This window comes from Paenibacillus sp. GD4 (assembly GCF_030846225.1).
Taxonomy (GTDB): domain Bacteria; phylum Bacillota; class Bacilli; order Paenibacillales; family NBRC-103111; genus Paenibacillus_G; species Paenibacillus_G silviterrae.
The window spans coordinates 490,063-511,911 of sequence record NZ_JAVCYK010000001.1; the positions used below are offsets into that span (position 1 = coordinate 490,063).

Annotated in this window: 18 protein-coding genes; 9 read left to right on the forward strand and 9 right to left on the reverse strand. The window is 52.6% G+C overall.

What is annotated here, in order from left to right; translation table 11 throughout:
• Positions 1-36: 36 nt before the first annotated feature.
• On the reverse strand, positions 37-1,989 hold the full coding sequence (locus RAC89_RS02210; protein WP_306611486.1) for a glycoside hydrolase family 127 protein: 1,953 nt from the start codon (positions 1,987-1,989) through the stop codon (positions 37-39).
• Between the two features lie 133 nt (positions 1,990-2,122).
• Between RAC89_RS02210 and RAC89_RS02215 the strand changes: the two genes are divergently transcribed.
• Entirely contained in the window at positions 2,123-2,986 is an 864-nt protein-coding gene (locus tag RAC89_RS02215; protein WP_306611487.1) for a helix-turn-helix transcriptional regulator, read from the forward strand.
• 48 nt (positions 2,987-3,034) lie between these two features.
• On the opposite strand, the gene RAC89_RS02220 is transcribed toward RAC89_RS02215, so the two are convergent.
• The 4 genes from RAC89_RS02220 to RAC89_RS02235 all read right to left on the reverse strand — a co-directional run bounded on the left by RAC89_RS02220 (position 3,035) and on the right by RAC89_RS02235 (position 9,220).
• Positions 3,035-6,184, reverse strand: a complete 3,150-nt coding sequence (locus RAC89_RS02220; protein ID WP_306611488.1) for an alpha-mannosidase — start codon at positions 6,182-6,184, stop codon at positions 3,035-3,037.
• A gap of 276 nt (positions 6,185-6,460) precedes the next feature.
• The gene (locus RAC89_RS02225) at positions 6,461-7,927 is read right to left on the reverse strand and encodes a sensor histidine kinase (protein WP_306611489.1); all 1,467 of its coding nucleotides are present in this window, start codon (positions 7,925-7,927) and stop codon (positions 6,461-6,463) included.
• An 11-nt stretch (positions 7,928-7,938) separates the two neighbouring features.
• Positions 7,939-8,685, reverse strand: coding sequence for a response regulator transcription factor (locus tag RAC89_RS02230; protein WP_306611490.1), 747 nt, complete (start codon positions 8,683-8,685; stop codon positions 7,939-7,941).
• Positions 8,678-9,220, reverse strand: a complete 543-nt coding sequence (locus RAC89_RS02235) for a DUF309 domain-containing protein (protein ID WP_306611491.1) — start codon at positions 9,218-9,220, stop codon at positions 8,678-8,680. Before RAC89_RS02235 ends, RAC89_RS02230 begins: the two co-directional genes overlap by 8 nt.
• Positions 9,221-9,358: 138 nt before the next feature.
• On the opposite strand from RAC89_RS02235, the gene RAC89_RS02240 reads away from it, so the two are divergent.
• The 3 genes from RAC89_RS02240 (at position 9,359) to RAC89_RS02250 (ending at position 12,347) form a co-directional block, all read left to right on the forward strand.
• Complete coding sequence (locus RAC89_RS02240; protein WP_306611492.1) at positions 9,359-9,796, forward strand: hypothetical protein; 438 nt, start codon at positions 9,359-9,361, stop codon at positions 9,794-9,796.
• A 32-nt stretch (positions 9,797-9,828) separates the two neighbouring features.
• Positions 9,829-10,104 carry a YxcD family protein gene (locus tag RAC89_RS02245; RefSeq protein WP_306616025.1) on the forward strand — a complete coding sequence of 92 codons (276 nt, stop codon included), beginning with the start codon at positions 9,829-9,831 and terminating at the stop codon, positions 10,102-10,104.
• 311 nt (positions 10,105-10,415) lie between these two features.
• Entirely contained in the window at positions 10,416-12,347 is a 1,932-nt protein-coding gene (locus tag RAC89_RS02250; protein ID WP_306611493.1) for a glycosyl hydrolase family 18 protein, read from the forward strand.
• A gap of 50 nt (positions 12,348-12,397) precedes the next feature.
• On the opposite strand, the gene gnd is transcribed toward RAC89_RS02250, so the two are convergent.
• The 4 genes from gnd to RAC89_RS02270 form a co-directional block, all read right to left on the reverse strand.
• Positions 12,398-13,318, reverse strand: coding sequence for a phosphogluconate dehydrogenase (NAD(+)-dependent, decarboxylating) (gene gnd, locus RAC89_RS02255; protein ID WP_306611494.1), 921 nt, complete (start codon positions 13,316-13,318; stop codon positions 12,398-12,400).
• A gap of 137 nt (positions 13,319-13,455) precedes the next feature.
• Positions 13,456-15,540 carry a thioredoxin domain-containing protein gene (locus RAC89_RS02260; RefSeq protein ID WP_306611495.1) on the reverse strand — a complete coding sequence of 695 codons (2,085 nt, stop codon included), beginning with the start codon at positions 15,538-15,540 and terminating at the stop codon, positions 13,456-13,458.
• 73 nt (positions 15,541-15,613) lie between these two features.
• Complete coding sequence (locus tag RAC89_RS02265) at positions 15,614-15,955, reverse strand: LysR family substrate-binding domain-containing protein (protein ID WP_306611496.1); 342 nt, start codon at positions 15,953-15,955, stop codon at positions 15,614-15,616.
• Between the two features lie 292 nt (positions 15,956-16,247).
• Positions 16,248-16,991: an alpha/beta fold hydrolase gene (locus RAC89_RS02270; RefSeq protein WP_306611498.1), complete on the reverse strand. Its 744-nt coding sequence runs from the start codon at positions 16,989-16,991 to the stop codon at positions 16,248-16,250.
• A 145-nt stretch (positions 16,992-17,136) separates the two neighbouring features.
• Here RAC89_RS02270 and RAC89_RS02275 point away from each other — a divergent pair, with 145 nt between their 5' ends.
• The 5 genes from RAC89_RS02275 to RAC89_RS02295 all read left to right on the forward strand — a co-directional run bounded on the left by RAC89_RS02275 (position 17,137) and on the right by RAC89_RS02295 (position 21,749).
• Complete coding sequence (locus tag RAC89_RS02275; protein WP_306616026.1) at positions 17,137-18,051, forward strand: helix-turn-helix transcriptional regulator; 915 nt, start codon at positions 17,137-17,139, stop codon at positions 18,049-18,051.
• A gap of 264 nt (positions 18,052-18,315) precedes the next feature.
• Positions 18,316-20,292, forward strand: a complete 1,977-nt coding sequence (locus RAC89_RS02280; protein WP_306611499.1) for a sensor histidine kinase — start codon at positions 18,316-18,318, stop codon at positions 20,290-20,292.
• 1 nt (position 20,293) lies between these two features.
• On the forward strand, positions 20,294-20,998 hold the full coding sequence (locus RAC89_RS02285; protein WP_306611500.1) for a response regulator transcription factor: 705 nt from the start codon (positions 20,294-20,296) through the stop codon (positions 20,996-20,998).
• Between the two features lie 263 nt (positions 20,999-21,261).
• Positions 21,262-21,549 (forward strand): hypothetical protein, encoded by a 288-nt coding sequence (locus tag RAC89_RS02290; RefSeq protein ID WP_306611501.1) that lies wholly within the window; start codon positions 21,262-21,264, stop codon positions 21,547-21,549.
• On the forward strand, positions 21,537-21,749 hold the full coding sequence (locus RAC89_RS02295) for a hypothetical protein (protein WP_306616171.1): 213 nt from the start codon (positions 21,537-21,539) through the stop codon (positions 21,747-21,749). The genes RAC89_RS02290 and RAC89_RS02295 overlap by 13 nt, the downstream gene beginning before the upstream one ends.
• Positions 21,750-21,849: the final 100 nt, after the last annotated feature.

Below are 21,849 nucleotides of genomic sequence, written 5' to 3' on the forward strand. Positions count from 1 at the left end.
TCATATTTTCACGGACTTATGGGACAGCCCCTTTTTTTACATGCAGCTGCGGATCCACACCGTCATTTCCCCCGGCTGCCGGTTGCCCCATAGGTAATAGGGCACCGCCTTCAGAGTCATCGGCTCCGGTGCCGGCAGCCTTGCAGCCGGACGATAGGCTGCCTCATCTTCCTCCCAGGAGAATCGCTCCCCTACGAAGCCTTTCGCTGTAATGACAACCGCCCCGCCCAGCATTTCCGGCTCGAACGAGGCCTGCAAATCCTCCCTCAGATCAATGCATAAATTTGAAAGCAGAGGTCCATTGTCCGCTTCCTCCAGACAATACACGAGGGGCCCCCGTTCGATGGCCGCCTTGCCCGCATTGGCCCGGATCTCCGGCCGGGACTCGATGAACTGTGACAGCAGGGCCGGCATCCATTCCACGATATCCCCTGCCGCCCAGCTTCTGCTCACAACAGCGTAGCCCTCCTCCGTATTATAGGACGTGACTACTCCATTGATGTGCAGCTCTGCTTGCCCGTTGCACCATGAAGGAACTCGCAGAGCGAGAGTGAAGGCATCGTCCGGCACAGCCGTCATCTCGAACCTTACGTAGCCTTCCCAAGGAAGCCGGGAATGCTGTTCCAGCTCCACTTGGCCCGCCGCCAGCTGAAGCTTCGCGGAGCTTCCGATGAATAGATGTGTATACACCTTGTTCTCGTCCTTGGACGCCGTGTAAATATAGTCGTTCAAGGAGGTCAGCAGCCGGGCTACATTCGGCGGACAGCAGGAGCAGCCGAACCACTTCTGTCTTACCGGCTTGACGTGCCTCTTCCCCGGATTATGCAGAGAAGCCTGCGGCCAAACCTCCAGGGGATTCACATAGAAGTAATGCTTGCCGTCTCGCGACATGCTTCCCAGGACATTATTGTACAGGGCCCGCTCCATCACATCGGCGTAATCGCTCTTGGCTTCCAGCTCCAGCATACGTCTGGCGAAAAAAATCAAGCCGATGGAAGCGCACGTCTCGGCATAAACCGTATCGTTCGGAAGATCATAGTCGAAAGAGAAGGCTTCTCCGTGATGGGTTGACCCGATGCCGCCAGTGATATACATCTGCTTCCGGGTCATATTGTTCCATAGGCGACGACAAGCCTCTGCCAGCCCCTTGTCACCCGTCAGTCCGGCAAGATCCGCCATCGCGGTATACATATACACAGCCCGCACGGCATGCCCTACGGCCACCTCCTGCTCGCGAACCGGCAGATGCGCCTGATTGTAGGCCAGGCTTTGGGCGGAAGGTATCGGCACCGCCTTCTTGGCCCAATGGCTGTACCCGCCTCGCCGCTTGCACTCCTCAACGAAAAAATGCGGCTCCCGCCCGCGCTCATCAATAAAAAACTGCGCCAGCTCCAAGTATCTCCGCTCCCTCGTCACCCGGTACAGCTTGACCAGCGCCAATTCGATCTCCTGATGTCCGTCATACCCCCGGATTTGACCCGGCTCCTTGCCAAATACGGTATCGATATGGTCCGCAAGCTTGCATACGACCTCAAGCAGCCGTCGTTTCCCCGTAGCCTCGTAATAAGCAACCGCTGCCTCTATCATATGGCCGGCACAGTATAGCTCGTGCGCTTCGTGCAGATTCGTCCACGCATTGTCTTTTTCCTTTATTGTAAAATACGTGTTCAAATAGCCGTTTTCTTGCTGTGCTTTGGCGATCAACTCAATGACGCCGTCAGCGATGTTTTCCAGCTCGGAGTCCGGATGGGCAGCCAGCGAGTAACCGACCGCCTCAAGCCATTTGGCCACGTCGCTGTCCTGAAACACCATTCCCCCGAATTCCCCCTCCTCCAGTCCGGCGGCAATTCGAAAATTTCGAATCGCGTAGCTCGGCTCCGCATCGGGGATCCGGTCATTGAGCGCCTCCCATTGATATGGTAGGACCGTTTTGCGAACCAGCTCCGCATAAGAATTCCAAAACGGATCCCGAATATGTACCTGCCCCATTTTCCGTCCCTCCATTTATATACGATTTGAATATTACACTTCTTCAGTTTATTCTGGAATGTAAAGCTGCACTACGAATAAATCGAACCCAATTTTTATAAAATATCACACTGCAATCGGGAGGCTTCTATTTATGACTGAAACCGGCATTATCTCGTTGGAGCTTCCCCCGCTTCCCTATTACATAACAACCGGTCATACGACACTGCAGCCGGGGGAGCAGCATCCGAACCGCAGGAATATCGGAATTTTTGACCTGCTGTGGGTAACACAGGGAACGCTTTTTTTGGGGGAAGAGGATCAACAATGGGAGGTAACCGTCGGCCAAACGCTGCTGCTGCTTCCCGAACCGTATCATTATGCTGTCAAGCCTTGTGATACGGAGACACGCTTTTATTGGATTCATTTTGACTATAGCGGGAGGTGGGAGCATTCGGTCGAAAGCGGGGGAGGTCTCCCCTATCCCATTAGGCACGCTTGGAAAAATCCGTATTCGCTGCGATTGAAGCAGTACGCCTCACCGTTCGAATTCCCGCTGGCGGAGCGGCACCTGCGAACCTTGCTTCTGTCAACGGACAGGCGCCGCTCCGAGTCTTTTTGGCATGAGCAGCAGCTGTTCATGGAGCTGCTTCGCTTGGTTGAGGAAGGGTACCATGGAGAAGTCGCCTCCCCCGCCCTACGGCTCGCAGAAAGGACGGAGGCTTACCTACGCCAGCATTATCAAGAGGAGCTAACCTATGAGACTCTAGCCGAGGCTCTTCATTATCATTCGAATTATATCGTGAGATGTATGAAAGAAACGTACGGCTGTACGCCGATGGAATATTTGCATGAGTACCGGCTGGAGCAGGCCAAGCTGCTGCTTATAAAGACGAACTGGCCTGTCGCGCGAATTGCCGAGCAGTGCGGCTTCCAGTATGCGCCCTACTTCTCCAGCTGCTTCAAGCAATATGCAGGCGTGTCGCCTCTACGGTTTCGCAAGCAGTATATCCCGTAACACGAATAAAAGACCGTCCCCTCCATAGGAAGGTACGGTCTCCTCAAGCTACTGTAAATAAATCAAAAACGTCCGGATGTCGTACGGCTTGATGTCGAAGGTCAGCTCCTGCCCCGCTACACGCACTCCCTCCGCTCGTTCGAGCAGATCGCACTCCTGCCAGCCGGAAACCGGCAGACCCGCTTTCATCGTCACCTGTCCCCTGCGTCCGGTGTACTCGTGCAAACGGACGACGATCGCGTCCTCATCCTCCGACTTCTTTACCGCGTCCACCACGACATGATCAGCCGTTAGCTGCAGCAGCGAGAAGGCTCCAAGCTCGGGCTGAGCTAACGAATAGCTTAGCGGTTGATTCAAGTCCCATGCCTCACGCACCGTATTTCCCTTTACCCAGTCACCCTCGTGAGGAAGGAGCGCATAGGTGAACTCATGCAGTCCTTGATCGGCTGTAGCATCAGGGACCATGGCCGATTTGATCAAGGTGAGGCGCATGACATTGTCCTTGATATCGTAGCCGTACTTGCAATCGTTCAGCAGGCTGACTCCGTAGCCACGCTCGGATAGATCGGCCCATTGGTGGCCTACCGTTTCGAAGCGGGCATAATCCCAGCTCGTGTTCCAGTGCGTCGGCCGCTTCACGTTGCCGAACTGAATGTCGTAGGTCGCTTCCACCGCGCGAGCCTCAATGGGGAAAGCCACCTTTAGCAGCTGACGCCGCTCCTGCCAATCCACCCTGGTCACGAAGTCCATACGACGGCTGCCGCTATATACGATGAGATTCTGTTCCAGAGTGGAATCCATGTACTTCCAGCGGAACCGGATCACGGCACGCAGCGGCCCTTCCTCCAGCAGTGACGCGCCCTCGAACAGCGTCACTTCCCGCATTTTCTCCTGATAGTAAATATCGATGTCCCACGCTTCATGTCGGCTCTTCGGCTTATCCTCGAAAACCTGAAAGACGTTGCCGCGGGATTGCGGGGCAAGTACCGAACGGCCTGCTTGGCGGTCATAGATTCGAGTGAGCTGGCCCGAATCATTCCATTCCAGCTCGTAATAAGGCGTATGGATGCCCGTTTCACTCCAAACAAAAGGGGAAGCAGCCGCGACGCTGCTATCGGCTGGCGTATAGCGCAGAAGCGAATACCCGAGCGACGGAAGGCCTTTGGCCTCGATAAGCCAATCTCCTCCTGCCGTCCGCTGTGCTAGCAGCTGTTCGCCTTCCTGGCTTGTCCACTTCCCGGACGCCTCCGCCGCATCTCCGCTCACTTGGACCAAGCCGCTCCGTTCCCAGCCGGCGCTGTTCAGCACGGTTACGCCAAGCCCTGTGGAGCTCCCCCGGGAGGCTGCCAATCCTTCGGCCGCCTGTTTCCATGCGTTGTCCGTCAGGCGTTTCGCTTCCGCATACTCTTCGCGGCTGTCCTCATACACCTCGCGGATCGACGAGCCCGGGATAATATCGTGAAATTGATTGCGAAGCACAAGGATCCAAGCGTCGTACAATGCCTGCCCCGGGTACTGCTTCCAGCTGCCTGATTGAACGGCGGATAAGACATTCATCCACTCCGCTTCACGGAGCGCCAGCTCCAGTTTGCGATTCGACCGCTTCGTCTCGGCCTGGCTCGTATACGTCCCCCGGTGCAGCTCCAAATAGAGCTCTCCGTCCCAGGTATGTACATATTCCTTCGTCTGCTCCACACGTTCCTTCAGCTCATCGAAATACGTGTCCGCTCGCCCGGTCGTCACCTGCGGCAAACCCGGCATTTCCGCCAATCGTCGGCGCATTTCGAGCATATCCCGGTTCACCCCGCCCCCACCGTCGCCATAGCCATACGACAGCAGCAGCTTCTGATTGAGCGCCTTATCCCGATAAGCGTTCCAGATCCCCTGAATCGAGAACGGCGTTATGCCGCCGTTATACGTGTAATAAAAGGCTCCCTCCCGGCCTCCCGGGTCCGGTGTCGTAATAAAATGAGTCAATATGTCCGTTCCGTCGATTCCCCGCCAGTAAAACGTATCATGCGGCATCCGGTTATATTGATTCCAGCTGATTTTGGTTGTCATGAACGCCTCTATGCCGGCTTTCCGTAAAATTTGCGGCAGAGCCCAGCTGTAACCGAATACGTCCGGCAGCCACAAATATTTGCATTCCACACCGAACTCCTCGCGGAAGAAACGGGTACCGTACAGAAGCTGCCGCACCAGCGATTCACCTGACGTCAGATTGCAGTCCGCTTCGAGCCACATGGCGCCGCCCGCCTCCCACCGTCCTTCCTGCACCCTCATCTTGATCTGAGTATAGAGCTCGGGGTAATCGGACTTCACATACGCATATAGCTGCGGCATCGTCTGGAGAAACACATACTCCGGGTATCGCTCCATTAGGCGAAGCACAGTAGAGAAGGAGCGTGCGGCCTTCTCCCTTGTATGCGTCAACCTCCATAGCCATGCCACATCAATATGCGTATGGCCGATGCACTGCACCTCAACGGGGTGCCTTTTCGGCAGAGCAGCCAGTGCCGTGCGCAGCTGTTCTCGTGCGGTCGATACCGATTCATAGAAGCCCGCCGAACCGGGGCGGGACCAATCGATCAGCCGGAAAGCCTGATCAAGGACCGACAGCAGTTCATGGCGCTCCGCCTGGCTATCGCCAAGCTGCTTCGCCGTATCGAGTGCGGCACGGCCCGTATAGTAGAGATCATCGGCCGCTTCGTCCAGCCAAACCAGCTCCGCACGCTTCAGCTGATGCTCCATGACGGCTGCGGGTTGATACCCGCCCATCCCCGACCAAAGCCGAAGCCGGAAGCGAGCCTGCCTCCCGATGAGCTCTTCCGGGAGGAACACCTCGCCGTGATTCGTATCCACCCCTTGATAAAGCTGCCCGTTCAGAAACAATAACGACTCAAAGCCGCTGTTGCTCCCGCCACCCGTGGTGCCCAAATCGAATCTGGCCAGTACGGTGCGTCCAGTCCAGCCGGAAGGAACGAATGCGTCCGCGGCCAGCCAGCGGTATATATCGCGGCCCTTCCATCGGGCTCCGAGCTTAACCGCCGACCAGTCTCCCTCCTCGGTCGGATAGCTGCCGTTGGCTCCCTCATCGTCCCTTTTCATTCGCAAATTCTCTAGCGGAACTGCATCCCGGTATCGGTACGGCTGCAATTCTACGATTCTTGCTTCGAGCTTCTCAATCGTCCAAAACATGCCGACACTCTCCTTCTAATAGTTACTCTGGAACCGGAATGCCGAATTCCGGCGTCTCAACGAATGCCTCCATCCGAGCTATTGCGCTCGGCATGCCGATTCGAATTCCTTGCTTTATCGTCTATATAATCAAGTCAAATACAGGTACTATTGCTGTAAAATAATACCACCCATCTACTTACTTGTAAATCCACGAATCCGTTCGCTGCGGGCATCGATTCGGGTCACGATTCGTTAGGCAGCCGCCAGGATAGCAGAAAGGCAGTGACATCGGAGCTAAGCCCGAATCACTGCCTTATCTTTTTCCTTTGGTATGGTAGGGAACGCCACGGTAAATTCCGTTCCTTTCCCTATCTCACTCTCGACGGAGATCGTGCCCTTCATGCCTCCGACCAGATGCTTCACAATAGTCAATCCGAGCCCGGTCCCATCCGATCGGGAGACGCGGGAATGCTCCGCCTTGTAGAACCGGTCCCAAATGCGGTGCAGCTCCTCCTCGCTCATCCCCACCCCGGTATCGCGTACTTTGAGCAGCGCCGTATGACCGTCGTCCGAGGTCAGCTCCACTTGAATCCGCCCCCCTGCCGGGGTGAATTGAACCGCATTATACAGCAAATTTTGCAGGATCTGGGCAAACCGGTCCGGATCCAGTTCCGCCGAGAGCGGCTCCCGCCCTTCGGACGGCAGCGTAGTCACCAGCTGCAGGCCCTTATCGGCAATCGGCTTGTTCATGAGTTCCAGCACCTCGCTGACCTTCTCCTTCAGCACCACAGGTCGAGTACGAAACACATCGATGCCGTTCTGGATTCGCGCCAGATCGAGCAGATCGCTCACCAGCCGCTGCAGCCGCTGCACCTCATGCTCGCAGATTTCAAGATAATGCGAGTACTTGTCCTCAGGGATGACGCGATCCTTCATGGCCAGAATAAGTCCGCGCAGCGTCGTTAGCGGAGACCTCAGCTCATGCGACACATTCGTCAGAAACTCCTGTCTTGTCCCTTCCCATTCCTCGAGCTGATCGATCATAAAATTGAAGCTTCTCGCCAGCTCTCCTACCTCATCATCCGTCGAGATAGGGACCCGGGTAGTGAACTCCCCTCCGGCTACCTCCAGCGCGGCTTTATTCATCTGCTGCAGCGGACCTGTCAGCTTGCGGGACAGCACGTACAGAATCAGGCCTACCGCCACTAAGGAAAACAGGAGCGGAGACAATATGTTCCACCTCACCGCTTTGATCGCCTCATTGATCTCATAAGCGGGTACCTGCAGCATGATGACAATCGGTTGTCCTTGGTGCTGGGCAGGCGCATAATAGGTAAGCAAGCCTTCCTTGCTGCCGCTTCCAAAAGGATATTGATCCGCCACAAAGGCCGTGTGCCCCTTCAGCCCGTCCAAAAGCAGCGGCTCCATCGCCTTTGGAATGGCTGTACCCTCCTTCTCCGAGGAGCCGTACAGCAGCGTTCCCTTCGTATCCACCAACCAGGCGGTGCCGTTAATGCCGCGGGCAATGATGCGCATTCCAAAGCGAAGCTCCTTCGCGGTTACGCTCCCATCCTGCACCGAGGCAAGCAATCGGCCTACCTCAGCGGCTCTGGCCGTCAGCATCGCTTTTTTATCCTTATAAAAGAAATCCGTAAAGTAATCATTCCAGAAAAAAGCCAGCCCGGCAAAGAACAACACGCAGGTGGCGAGAAAGGAGAGAAACATCTTGATATACAAACTGCCCAACAAACGCTTGACCATAGCTGCTCCCCCTAGCTCACCTCAAAGGAATAACCGATGCCCCACAGCGTCTGAATCGTCCAGCCCGGCTGCGTACCGAGCTTTTTGCGCAAGTTTTTGACGTGAGCGTCCACCGTCCTCGTCCCCCCGCTGAAGTCGAAGCTCCACACGTAGCCGAGCAGATCCTCCCGCGTGTATACACGGCCGGGGCTTAACGCCAGAAAATGCAGCAGCTCGATTTCCTTCGGGGTTAAATCGACCTTCGTCCCGTCCACGGTGACTTTATACTGCCCCGGGTCAATCACGAGGTTATGGATTCGCAGCAGCTTGCTCATCTTATCCTGCTCGGTCTTGACCGCTGCCGCCTGGCTGACCTGGGTCCGCCGCAGCACCGCTTTAATCCGGGCTACCAGCTCATTAGGGTCGAACGGCTTCACGATGTAATCGTCCACTCCCAAATGGAAGCCGCGAAGCTTATCGATTGATTCTCCTTTGGCGGTTAGAAAAATGATCGGCGTTCCGTTCAGCGGCGGCACCAGCTCTCTAATTTGACCGCACAGCTCGAAGCCCGACAAATCCGGCAGCATAATATCCAGCAGCACCAGATCCGGGCGCTCCGATTGAACGACTTCGAGCACCTGCCCTCCGCGATACAGAATCATCGGCTCGTATCCAGCATGCTCAAGGTAGAGCCGGATGACCTCCACAATGTTCGGTTCGTCGTCGACGATTAAAATTTTGGCCTGCTTCGCTGCATGCTCTCCTTGCATCCTACTCATCTCTCTTTATCTTAATCTGTTGTTTCCGCTGCTTCTGCCGTTCCCGCTCCCGAATCACCTCGCTGCGGTCTCTCAGCGTATGCTTGTTCAGCAGATACCGGTCTCCCAAATCGCTTGGCTGTCGCCAAGTCTTCCCGCGCCCGGAGGCAATCCTGCTGCACCGCTCTGTCAGTTCGGCGTCCGACAAACAGAGGTCCAAATCCGTGTAAGGCAGCTCAGGTGAAGTCTCGAGTTCCTCCAGCCGTTGCTTAAGACGGGCTTGAAGCTGTTCACCGTTGATCCCCAATTGCTCCACGAGCGGGTTATGTAAACCGCGTATGGCCTGCTTCAGCATTTTGACGGCGCCGTTCCTATTGCCTCTCCGCTGATGGTAAAGCGCAACCGCCACTTGAATAAGTCCGACATAGATGCCGCTGAGCGGGTCGCCCGGATGCTCCTTCCAATATTCCTCCAGCACCTCATGGCATTCAAAATAATCGCGATCTCCGTGAAAATAAACCAAATAATCGATATAGGCCGACGGATAATTGGTCATAGCTCCCCCACTCGCTCATTTCTAGTAAGCTTTTTTTATCTATTGTAACAAGTTCGATTAAAATCTGAAACCATCGTCAAACCTATTCGTATAAATGAATGTTACCACAAACATAAACATACGGAGGAATTGATTTTTATGTGGAAGAAAATTTCTATGCTTTGCTTGGCGGTCATGATTGCATTCTCCTTCTCGGCGCCTGGCGTTGTAGATGCCGCCAAGTACAAATCCTCGCGGAAGAGCGTTTCACCGGGGGCCACGAATCAGACACCAGCCAATAACTCCGGGGTCACCAAAACGGATCCGGCTGCAGCGACCAAAGCACCTGCAACCACGAATTCCGTTCAGCAAAAGCGCGGATTTTTCAGCGGCGGCGGCCTGATGAAGGGTCTGATGATCGGCGGTCTGGCAGGTCTTCTGTTCGGAGGCTTGTTCGGCGGCATGGGCTTCCTCGGCGATATGCTTGGCATGATGGTCAACGTCCTTGCATTGGTCGTACTGTTCGTTGTCATCCGTAAGATTTATGTTCATTTCCGCGACAAGAAAAAAGTAAATGAACAGCCTCGCAACTATTAATCCTGAAGGTCGAATGAGGATAAGAAGATATGATGAGACTAAGCGAGCAAGATATCATCGATGCCATCTGCATCCATATGGCGTCGCGCAAGCAGATTAAGCCCGAGCAGGTAGAGGTCGAGCTGATGTGGGATGAAGATCACGGCTTCTCCGCCGAGGTATTCGCCGAAGGCCGCAGCCAAATCCTGATCGCGGCGAACATTCTGGAATCGATTGAGCGCTACCTGCTGGACTACCGCAACGTTCGCGTCTTCCGCGATCAGATCCGCCTCGGCCTTGAGGATGAGATTTACGCGGATATTGTGTAATATTTGTTTTTCCTTCTACCCCTTCACGAGATGTTTCGTGAAGGGGTTTTTCATTTCCGCCGGTCCGGGGAGGACCGCCGAGAGGCAAATGGGAGTCGCGTTAGTTTTATTAACCATCCTGTCCACCTGGATATTGATAATCGAGGATGGTTCATAAGATGTTTGAGCGTAAAGCACTCCCCCCATTTGCTTCGCAGGCGGCATCCCCCATGACCCGGTTACAAGCTTCTCCTCTTCATGAAAAATCTCCCATGCAACCTTTCGACTCTTTCTGCGTTTAATAGAGTAGATTGCTAGAAAGAGGCTGATGCATGTTGAGACGCAAGACTGTGATAGGCTTATCCGTTTTGGCGCTGCTCTTCTCCGCCGCCCTTCCGGTCCAAGCCGCCGATAAGACGACCAAATATCGCGTCTATCAGGACGATAAGCTCTTGCAAGAGCTTTCCGACTACAAAGCCGCGGAAGCGTATGCAAGACAGTTTGCCGGCAGCCACGTCGAAGAGATCGGCACTCGCAAGTGGTTGTGGAACAATTACCCGAGGTACAAGGTGTATCAGAACGGCTACAGCTCCGCCTCATGGGAATTCGCTTCTCTCGATCAGGCGATCCGGGAAGCTCAGCGCTGGGGTCATGCCAGCGTCAGAGATTTGCAGGACGGCGGCTGGGTATGGAACAACTACCCGAAGTACCGTGTATATCAAGGCGAGATTTCGTTAGACTCGTGGGAATTCCCTACACTGCAGCAAGCGACGGCAGAAGCGGCCAAATGGGCCAACTCCCATATTATCGACCTATCCACACATCGCTGGGTTTGGGATAACATTTCGTCCAACCGGAAAGAAGAAATTCGCAGCACCGGCTCTCCAGTCTATCAAGTTTACCAAGGAAACTACACGCAAGCCGATTGGAAGTTCGCCCTGCTGGAGGATGCAATCAACGAATCGTTGCGCTGGGGCAATTCCACCGTGGTCAATCTGGAGAAGAACAAGCAGATCGTCTTTTCCAATCTGAAAAAATACAAGGTGTACCAGTACGATCATTACTTAGAGGAATTCCTCGATATCGGCGACGCCATTGCTTATGCCAAGCAATACGATCATACGAAAATTGTGAATCATGAGCTGCCCGAGTACTTACAACGCACCATATGGAATAATTATCCGTACTACCAGGTATACCAAAATTCCAGTCTCATCGGCGATGCTTCCACCATACAAGGAGCCCTTAGCTATGCGATGCAATACTCCAATGCTTCGGTCCGTTTATATGATGACAAGCTGAAGATTTGGGACAACTTCCGTAAGCTTCAGTATTGGGGCTGGAACGGCAGCTCCAGTGACAGCACCATTCGCAGCCATGTAAAAAATACGGTAGGCATGGACGTAGATTCGCCTACCTACTTCCAGCTCGCGGATGCAGACGGCAACCTGACGGACACTTCTAACAAAGAAACTGTCACGTGGCTCAAAAGTCAAGGAATTACCGTTTATCCGTTGGTAGCGAATCAGTTCGATTCCGCATTGACAACACAATTCCTTGCGAACCCTGCGGCCCAATCCAAGTTTATTAAAGCGCTTGTGGATCGAACCGTAGCGATCGGCGCCGACGGCATCAATATCGATTTCGAAAGCTTGAACGGCAAGGACCGCACACGTTTTACCCAGTTCGTCAGCGACTTAACGGCCGCGGCTCACGAGAAGCGACTTGTCGTTTCGATTGATCTGCCCCGCGGCAGTGTGAAATGGAATGCGCAGACGGCCTTTGATCATGAGAAGCTTGCCGGCATTGTCGATTACATCATTACCATGACGTACGATCAGCACTGGAAGGGAAGCACCGAGCCCGGCTCTGTGGCCGGATTGCAATGGGTAGACGAAGGCGTGAAGGAATTTCTTTCCTACGGCATCCCTAGGGATAAGCTGATCATGGGCGTTCCGTATTATGTTAGAGAATGGACGGTTTCTCCTGCGGGTGAGCTGCTGGGCAACCGGGCCCTGCTGATGAAGGACTTGGATGCACTCATCTCGGCCAAGAATGCTTCCCTCACATGGGACAGCCGCTTCAATCAATACAAGGTGGAATATCGCGAGGACGGCAATACCCGGGTGTTCTGGATGGAGAACAACGACAGCATGAAGGCCCGCATCGAGATTGCCAAGAAGTATGACCTGGCTGGCGTAGCCGCGTGGAGGCTCGGATATGAAACCGCCGATTTGTGGAAGATGATGCTTCAGGAAAAATAGGAACAATCAAGCCCCGTGCCTCCTCACTTCTGAGTGGTCCGGGGCTTTTGTCATGCTCCGTGAGCAGGCGATTCCTCCGATGAGACCACGCGGTGCCCGCCGAATTCATTCCTCATGGCCGCCACAACCTTACCGGAAAAAGTATCCTCCTGCTGCGAACGGAAACGCATCATTAGGGATAACGCGATAACGGGCGCTGCCGTTCCGTATTCCAGCGCCGTTTCCACCGTCCACTGGCCTTCCCCTGAGGCTTGAACGATACCTTTCAGGCTGTCCAGCTCCGGATCCTTGGAGAAGGCATGCTCCGTCAGCTCCATGAGCCAAGAGCGAATGACGGAGCCGTGATTCCAAACCCGGGCCACCTGCTCATAGTCAAACGCAAACGGACTGCTATGCAGGATTTCGAAGCCTTCCGCTATGGCCTGCATCATACCGTATTCAATTCCGTTATGAATCATTTTCAGAAAGTGGCCGCTCCCGCAGGGTCCTGCATACAGGTAGCCTCGATTGACAGAGATATCTTGAAAAATCGGTTCCACCCGATCGAAAACCTCTTTATCTCCGCCAATCATGGTGCAGACTCCGTTCCTTGCGCCTTCTATGCCTCCGCTCGTTCCCACATCGACCAAATAGACACCCCGCTCCCGCAGCTCAGCCGCTCTTCGGATAGAATCCTTATAATGCGAGTTCCCTCCGTCAATCACCATGTCCCCTTCGGAGAGCAGCGGTACCAGCTCGCGGAGTACGCTTTCCGTCAGTTCACCTGCAGGAACCATGAGCCAGATGACCCTAGGCGGGGTAAGCTTCAGCACCAGCTCCTCGACGGATCCGGTTCCAATCCCTCCTGCTTGAATCGAACGCTGTACCGCCTTTGCATTGACATCGTAAACAACCGTTTCATATCCATGGTCGAGTAAATTCAGGGACAGATTATAGCCCATCTTCCCTAAGCCGATTAAGCCGATTTGCATAGTCGATATCCTCCACGGAATTGTTAGGAAGCCAAGCTGATCTTCTCGTTTCTAGGTTTTGTCATTCCGCAGCTTTTTATGAAAATGCAAAAAGCGCCGATATCGAATCGACGCAGACTTGTAAGACTATGAGGCTTTCATTCGATCGACGATCCCAGCAAAAGCTCCTCCAGCTCCTCCACTGTTCCAACCGGCGATTGACAGGCGAAATTTTCGCATACGTACGCTGTCGCACGCCCACCTAGAGGCAGCTTATCCGCAACTAGCGGAATGAGCTCGCTTACCTGCGCTCCGGCTTCCCCCTTCGGATGCAGCATTAGCAGTGCTTCCGGAATAAACATCCGCTGCACCGCACTGATCATCTCTTGGGTATCCTCCGAGCCCGGGTCGCCGGCAATGACAATTTCAGCCGGAGCCGTCAAGGAGAAATCAAGCGCCGTCAAATACAAGGCGTGTCCCGAAGGATATCGCTGAGCCGATCCCGCAAACGCGTTAAGCTGCTCTTCTGCCTTCTGCGCAAGCTTCGCATTGTAGGTGTAGCGTGACAGCTTGAGCAAATTCAGCGCCGCAGCCGAATTTCCTGACGGCATCGCTCCATCGTAAATTTCCTTCGGTCGAGTAAACAACTGCTCACCATCTTGACCATAGAAGTAGAATCCTCCATGCTCCTCATCCCAGAACAGGCGAAGCATGTCTTCATTCAGCTGTACCGCCTGCTTCAGCAGCTTGATGTCGAAGGTTGCTTCATATAGCTCAATAAGTCCCCATATGAGAAAAGCATAATCATCCGCATAAGCCAAGTACGCAGCTTCTCCGTCCCGGTATCGGGCAAGCAGCCGGCCGTCCTCCCTGCGCAGCTTGGTTAGAATAAAGTCCGCCGCTTTGCGGGCGGCCGCGGCATATTCCGGCTTCTGCAGCGCTTTAGCCGCCTTGGCGAGGGCCATGATCATTAACCCATTCCATGAGGTAAGAATTTTATCATCCTTATGCGGGTGAACCCGTTTTTCTCTGTGAGCGAACAGCTTTTGCCTTGCCGATTCGATTCTGACTTGTAGATCACCGAGCTCCAGCTGCTTCAGCCGCGCCGAGTCCTCTAGAGCACGCTCGATAAGATTGGGGATGCTGTTCCCCTCAAAATTCCCCTCTTCCGTAATGTGGAATACTTCGCAGAACAGCTCTCCTTCCTCTTCGCCAAGCACCTGCATGACCTCCGAAGGCTTCCAGACGTAAAATTTGCCTTCCACGCCTTCCGAATCGGCGTCCTCCGCGGAATAAAAGCCCCCTTCCGCAGCCGTCATATCTCGAAGCACATAAGAGATGGTCTGCTCGGCGACGTCCGCATACCGCTGCTTTCCCGTGGCCTGGTAAGCTTCTATGTAAGTCATCGTCAGCAGCGCATTGTCATAAAGCATCTTTTCAAAATGAGGCACCAGCCACTGCCGATCTGTGGAATATCGGGCAAAACCGAAGCCAATGTGATCATACATGCCGCCGCGATGCATTGCATCGAGCGTTTTCTCTACCATCTCCAGCGCCTTCGCTACCCCGGTCCTGCGCCAATATCTCAGCAAGAAAGAAAGGTTATGCGAGGCCGGAAACTTCGGAGCATCGCCAAAGCCGCCGTAGGTACGATCGTACAGCTTCTCATAGATGCGAAAGGCTTGCTCCAGCAGCCCCTTCGACAGCTCCCCCTCGAGGTTACCGAGAAGCCGCTTTTGCGTTTCCTCCACCACTTGATCGCCGATCAGCAGAACCCGCTCCGGATTGTCCCGCCACTTCCCCGCAATTTGCGGCAATATCTCCATCAGTCCCGCACGGCCCAGTTTGCGTCCCTTCGGAAAATACGTGCCCGCGAAGAACGGCTTCTTCTCCGGCGTCATAATAATCGTGAGCGGCCAGCCTCCCTGACCTGTCATCGCTTGACAAACGGACATATACAAATGGTCGACGTCCGGCCGTTCCTCCCGGTCCACCTTGATCGACACGTAATCCTTGTTCAACAACGCTGCAACCTCTTCATCCTCGAAGGATTCCCGTTCCATGACGTGGCACCAATGGCAAGTGGAGTACCCGATGGAAAGGAAGATCGGCTTGTTCTCACGCTTAGCCGTTTCGAAAGCCTCCTCCGACCAAGGGAACCAATCGACCGGATTGTTTGCGTGCTGAAGCAAGTACGGTGATTTTTCCTTGGCTAAGCGATTAGGTTTGCTGTTCATAGTCATAGGAGCACCACCTCCTTTTGGGTTTATTTTTATATTGTGCTTAGCATAGCACAAAATGCCATTCTTTTAACCTCTAGGATCTTCCGATTTGTCGTGTTGCTGTATCGAGGAATTGTTTAACCATGGTTGAATGATCATCCGTTCGCCAAGCGATACTCATTTCTGCACGCGGGGCCCCTTCCTCGATGGTTATATATGCGACGTCCCGCGCATGTAAATTCTCTGTTGATTTAGGCACAATGCTTATGCCGAGACCGGGAGCAACCAACCCAACAACTGTCTGTATTTCTTTCACGTCTTGACGGACAATTGGGCTGAAACCAGCATTACGACACTTGGAGAGGATATCGTCATACCAACTCGGCCAAACCTCCCTCTCCACTAGTATGAATCGTTCTGTGCTTAGATCGCTCATCGATATGGAAATACTGTTCAATATACTACTTGGCAAATGACGATTGGAGCTGCGGGGTTATTATTGTGTGCTCTTTTCAATGGGATTCATGTCGCTTATTTATATTCTCTTTTCAGGCATTGTCGCTTCTGCATTGGCGTTTGTGATGTGGAATCATATTCTAAGTCGTACCGAAGCCAGTAAAAGCATCCATTTCTTTGTTGCTTGTACCGGTTGTTGGCGTCTCGGGACCGTCAACAAACGATACCGAGGGCTTTTGTGTGGGAAGGAGTTTCGAAAGCTCGTTCATATTTTATCTGTTTTGGATGCCAACATGATCCCTCATGAAATCCGTCAGGGTCTTAAGCAAACCTTCTGGATTTGCCAGCATCGGCAGGTGGCCGGTTTCCATGCTCCTTATTTCTTGTGGCGCCAGATTGGAGATCATTTGATTCTGTAACGACAAGCTTAATTGCTTATCCTTGGACAGCTTAACATATAACCTCGGGACGTTTGGAAGAGACGCTTTCACTCGCTCCGTATACACGTGAATTGACTCGGGAATAAATTGGCGGACAATTTGATCCGTCAGCTCCGCCGGCAGATCGTTGCAAAGACCATCCCGAATAGCGAAGTCAGGCGGTTTCGTCCCAAGCAGCCGCATCATGGCAGAAGCGAACATTCTTTGAGTAAATGGAAAGGCGGACAAAAAGGAGCCTCCTTTCGGGGGAATAACAGCTCCAACGGCTATGAATCCCCTCAGTCTGTCGTTCAATTCCGATGCCAGCTGTAGTCCGAGAACGCCTCCGAGCGAATGAGCCACAATGACAAAGCTCGTTACCCCCCATTCCTCCACTTGCTTCTTCATAATCGAAATATAATCATCAAAGAAGAAGTTTTTTCTTGATCGAATCGAGTCTTTTCCGGTAGAAGCGTCAATAATCAAAAAGGGGTAATCCATGGCTTCCGCTACCTTATGCCATATCCATGGCTTCAAGCCCGCTCCCGCAATAAAAACAATTCCAACTTTATCTTCTTTTCCCGCTTTCCCATCCATTTTCATTCCCCCGATTCCTTTAACTGTCCAACAAGGCGACTATATCATATAAATATGACAGTTTATGTCTTATTTTTGTGGTATTATCAAATTAATCATGGATGTGTGGAGGGATTCGATGCAGAAGTCACAGCGATTGATCCTGATGATGATGAGAATTAATGCCAAAAAGTCATTTACTGTAAAGGAACTGGCGGATGAGTTTGGCCTCTCAACTCGAACCATCGCAAGAGACTTGCAAGAATTAGGGGAGCTCGGGGTTCCGATTTATTCCATCCAAGGTCGAGGCGGAGGATATCGGTTACTCCATGAAAGGCTTCTACCCCCGATCAGCTTCACTGAGAGTGAAGCTGTCGCCATTTTTTTTGCGTGCCGATCGCTGAAGTTTATCAGTGCGCTTCCTTTCGATGAAGGTGGGGATTCGGCACTTGACAAGTTCTATCATCATTTACCCGCCGATACAAAAAAACATATCGATCGCTTAGAGAATAGAATCATGATATGGAGTCCTTATCGATGGATGTCACCAGAAATACTTCAAACCTTGCTGAGTGCCATTATGATGCAGAAGGTAGTTTCGATCGAATATAAATCGAGTACCGGCGTCACCCGAAGGAATATACAGCCGATTGGTATTTACGCCAGCTCCGGGTTTTGGTACTGTCCCTCCTTTTGCTTTCTGAAGGAAGATATCCGGCAATTCAGGGCCGATCGGATCTTGTCCGCTTCGTTCGACGAATCGGTTTCATGGAGGGAGGATATTAATCAATTGACATTACTGGACAAGCCGACAAAAACCCATCTGGAACAAACAGAGCTTCGATTTACTCTTACGATGAAGGGGGTATGGATATTGGAATCAGACCCTCGTTTCGCTCCTTTCATCCGACGTAATGAGGACGGAAGCGGTCACGCTGTTTTGCATGTTGCAGAAGAGGATCTGCAATTTTATGTGGATCAGCTTTGGAAAATGGCCGAGGATGCACAAATTGTAGGACCTGATGAAGCTATTTTGCTCATGAAACAAAAGGTAGAAGCCGTTCAAAACTTATATACATGAAAAAAAATTGTCTCGCCTCTCCACTCCCGCCAAACTTTTGCTTAAATTCCATCTGGAATTCTCCGATAATACACCTGAAGATACGTCAGAATACATAGTAACTGGGGAGTGGACTTGATGAAATTCGCTGCCTGCTTACTGATAGGGCTCCTGATCTGGTGCAATACACTAACATCAGCTTGGGCAACGTCACTTGAATACAACGCTGCTTCCAATAAACAAGACTTGCAGCAATGGCATCCAAGAGAAGACGGGAGCGTTTCCTTGAGTGGACCTTGGGAGCTGTATTGGAACCGGCTTTTTGAGCCCGGTGATTTCGCCGAGGGGGCGCCCGGGAACGCGTTAACCGTTACCATACCCGCCCAATGGAAGTCTTATGAGAACAATGGACAAGCCTTATCCAATGAAGGCTATGCGACATACCGGATGCAATTCGTCGTATCCAGCGAGGTGGCAGGACAGCCGCTCGGTCTGTATTTTAATAACGTCGCCACAGCCTACCGTTTCTGGATCAACGGCGAGCGGGTGGACGGCAACGGGACGGTCGGCACCGATGCCAAGCACATGGTTCCGAGAAGCTACCCGAAGGTATACTTCTTTCAACCTCGACCCGGAGACAACGAAATCATAATCCAGGTGTCTAACTTTGCTCAGCGTACGGGAGGCATTTGGGAGAGCATCGAATTGGGTGATGCTGAGGACATTGCGTCGCTGCAAAGAAACCGGGTCATGCTCTGGACCTTTGTGACCGGGTGCTTGCTGCTCATGACCGTCTTCTCTGCCTTCCTCTTCCTATTCCGCAGGCAGGAGCGTGCCGCCTTGTGGTTTGGACTTATATGTCTGGCCATCTGCATAAGGTCTTCTCTGCTTGGAGAATCGTTCGTGTATGTGTTGTTCCCGGGGCTGTCTTGGGAATGGGGAGTGAAGCTGGAATACCTGTCGGAAATCGTCACCATTATCAGCTTAGCTGTATTTGTGAATAAGCAGTATCCACAGGATGCGGTCCCTCGCATCTTTCTTCCATTTGTCGTAGCCCTGACCGGGTTTGGGGCCTTTGTGCTCGCAACGCCCGCTAAAGTATATACACAGCTCATGGTTCCCTACGTCATCGTGCTGCTGTTCCCTGTATTTCTTTACGTTATGTATGTCTACATTCGCGCTGCGTTTCGACGAAGAATCGGATCGTGGGCCAACATGCTGGGCTTTCTCGTATTCTTTCTCACCGTGATCCATGAGGTATTGTATTATACCGGTTACATATCGTACGGGGGACTCGTGTCGTTCGGTCTGCTGTTCTTCCTCTTGACTCAGCTGCTTAATTTATCTCTGCTGTTCACAAGGGCTGTCACTCAGTCCGAAATGCTCTCGATGGAGCTGAACCAAGTGATTGCATCGCAGGAAGAGACGATTCGGCAGCGAACCTCCTCCCTTCAGGCACTCAATTTGCAGCTGGAGCAGGGAAATCTGGAATTAAGCCGCATCGAGCAAGCACGCAGCAAGCTGCTGGCCGAGGTTCATCATGACTTATCGACACCGATCACAGCTATCAAAGGTTTTTCCAAGGCTATCAGTACGGAGGTCATTGCAGCGGAAGAAGCGCCGGCGTATGCCGGACGCATCTATGAGCGGAGTCTGCTGCTGGAACAGCTGATTGATAATGTTGTCGAGCTGAGCCAGTTGAAATTAGGGGAAACACCTTTTCAGCTGGATGAAGTGCCGCTGCTGCCCTTTCTTCGCCAATTATGTAAAAGATATGCTGCCGATACAATGGTAAAGGGGATCACTCTGACATGGGAAGAACACGATCTAACGCTTCCCATGGAGCGAGAGCTCCTCGTTGCTTTGGATCGGTTCCGGTTCGAGCGGGTTTTTGCCAATCTCATTTCCAACGCGGTAAAATACACCCCGAATGACGGACATATTCGGGTTTGGATCGATTTTCGGATACCGGAGGGTTCTGATCACGGGCATGTTACGATCCATGTGAAGGATTCCGGTATTGGTATCCCGGAAGGTGAACTCGAGCATATCTTCAAGCGCCGCTACCGGATTCCCGGCATCTGGCAGTCCACGACAGGAAGCGGCCTGGGGCTGGCCATCTGCACGGAGATCATAGCACGCCATCAAGGCGAAATCGGCGTCAGGAGCCATCCCGGCCAAGGAAGCGACTTCTTTATTTCCCTTCCGGCTAAGCTTGGAGATTCCTCAGCCAACACGGGGAGAAATACCGAAGGAGGATAACATGACCACGAGTATTCTGCTAATTGAAGACGACCCGGACATCTGCGAGCTAGTCGCCATCTATATGCGGAAGGAAGGGTATCACGTGGATATTGCCCTAAGTGGGGAGCAAGGGCTGGAGCTGTTTCAACGATCGGCGTACGACTTGATGATATCGGACATCATGCTGCCCGGAATGGACGGAATGAAGCTGGTTGAACTGGTTCGCAGCCGCTCGGATCTTCCCATTATCTTCATTACCAGTAAAAAGGAGCCGCAAGACATCATAGCGGGATTACACGTCGGCGGAGATGATTATGTAACGAAGCCGTTTGAGCCGGAGGTGCTCGTTGCAAGGGTTCATGCCGCTCTCCGACGCTATCGTTCTGCCGACCAGAAGCCCCCTGTCGGGAACAGCTCGGATGTATGGACGGATGGATGGCTTACCGTGCATAAGCAGCAGTTGAAGGTGCTTGTGAATGGTAAGCCGATCACACTGCCTGCCAAGGAGCTTCAGCTACTTCTTCTTCTATTGGAGCATCCGAAACAGGTCTTTAGTGTAAGCAGGCTCTACGAGAGGATCTGGAGCTTGAACGGAATGAGCGACGAACGGACCGTCATGGTCCATATCCACCATCTTCGCCGAAAAATCGAAAAGGACCCGGCAAGCCCCCAATATATTTTGACAATACGCGGCTTTGGTTACAAATTCGGCAGTGAATCTTAAGAAAGAGTAAAAGGGTCTGTCCCATAAGTCCGTGAAAATATGACCATCTTATCGTTGGTCGTGGGAAAATACCTTCAGCCTAAGCTCAACCACTTGGTTGCCGTCAATAGATTAGATGTTATGGAAATGACGGCAATCCAAAACTCGCGCTGAAGCTATTTTCCCACTGACTCGCAGATGAGTCCTATTTTCAAGGAACTGGGCCAGCCCCTTTTGGGGTAAGTAAATAAGAAAAGATCGCTCAATTTTGGTAAAATGGAAGTTTGCCGCTGGAACTGGATGAAAAACAAGTAACCTGCGATGGTACACGTCGTCGGGTTACTTTTATTGCCTATGAGATGGACCGGCTCTTTCTTCCGCCTTCGCTAGGAGAGCTGATTCCGGCTAACCATGTGGTCCGCATTGTCAATGAAGCCATTGAACGGTTGGACGACAAGCTGTTCATAGAGCACTCTCCTTGCGGAGGTCAAAGCAACTACCATCAACGGATAAGCATCAAGCGAAACTACAGGACAAAATTTAAGACCTACTTCAAGAAATGGATCAGATAGAACATGCTGATGCAGCCGAGTATGGCACGAGCGAGATGAATGAGGAAACCGAGATCACATCAGAGAGGTTAAAGAGGGTGGTAAATCGGTTAGGAGAAGAGTTAACGAATAACCCCAAAGATAAGCCGCTGAAAAAAGCTGTGAAAAAGATACGTAAAGACTACCTCCCCCTACGAACATCAGCGGCGTTTTTTTGGTGATCGCAATAGTTTCAGCAAGACGGATACGGATGCTACCTTCATGCGGATGAAAGAGGGTCACATGCGAAAGGTAGCGGCAGTGGGAGCCAAAGGAGCTCCA

Coding starts and splice junctions, on each gene's coding strand:
- RAC89_RS02210 (WP_306611486.1), bottom strand. CDS start 1,989: ATGGGGCAGGTACATATTCGGGATCCGTTTTGGAATTCTTATGCGGAG.
- RAC89_RS02215 (WP_306611487.1), top strand. CDS start 2,123: ATGACTGAAACCGGCATTATCTCGTTGGAGCTTCCCCCGCTTCCCTAT.
- RAC89_RS02220 (WP_306611488.1), bottom strand. CDS start 6,184: ATGTTTTGGACGATTGAGAAGCTCGAAGCAAGAATCGTAGAATTGCAG.
- RAC89_RS02225 (WP_306611489.1), bottom strand. CDS start 7,927: ATGGTCAAGCGTTTGTTGGGCAGTTTGTATATCAAGATGTTTCTCTCC.
- RAC89_RS02230 (WP_306611490.1), bottom strand. CDS start 8,685: ATGAGTAGGATGCAAGGAGAGCATGCAGCGAAGCAGGCCAAAATTTTA.
- RAC89_RS02235 (WP_306611491.1), bottom strand. CDS start 9,220: ATGACCAATTATCCGTCGGCCTATATCGATTATTTGGTTTATTTTCAC.
- RAC89_RS02240 (WP_306611492.1), top strand. CDS start 9,359: ATGTGGAAGAAAATTTCTATGCTTTGCTTGGCGGTCATGATTGCATTC.
- RAC89_RS02245 (WP_306616025.1), top strand. CDS start 9,829: ATGAGACTAAGCGAGCAAGATATCATCGATGCCATCTGCATCCATATG.
- RAC89_RS02250 (WP_306611493.1), top strand. CDS start 10,416: ATGTTGAGACGCAAGACTGTGATAGGCTTATCCGTTTTGGCGCTGCTC.
- gnd (WP_306611494.1), bottom strand. CDS start 13,318: ATGCAAATCGGCTTAATCGGCTTAGGGAAGATGGGCTATAATCTGTCC.
- RAC89_RS02260 (WP_306611495.1), bottom strand. CDS start 15,540: ATGACTATGAACAGCAAACCTAATCGCTTAGCCAAGGAAAAATCACCG.
- RAC89_RS02265 (WP_306611496.1), bottom strand. CDS start 15,955: ATGAGCGATCTAAGCACAGAACGATTCATACTAGTGGAGAGGGAGGTT.
- RAC89_RS02270 (WP_306611498.1), bottom strand. CDS start 16,991: ATGGATGGGAAAGCGGGAAAAGAAGATAAAGTTGGAATTGTTTTTATT.
- RAC89_RS02275 (WP_306616026.1), top strand. CDS start 17,137: ATGATGATGAGAATTAATGCCAAAAAGTCATTTACTGTAAAGGAACTG.
- RAC89_RS02285 (WP_306611500.1), top strand. CDS start 20,294: ATGACCACGAGTATTCTGCTAATTGAAGACGACCCGGACATCTGCGAG.
- RAC89_RS02295 (WP_306616171.1), top strand. CDS start 21,537: ATGGATCAGATAGAACATGCTGATGCAGCCGAGTATGGCACGAGCGAG.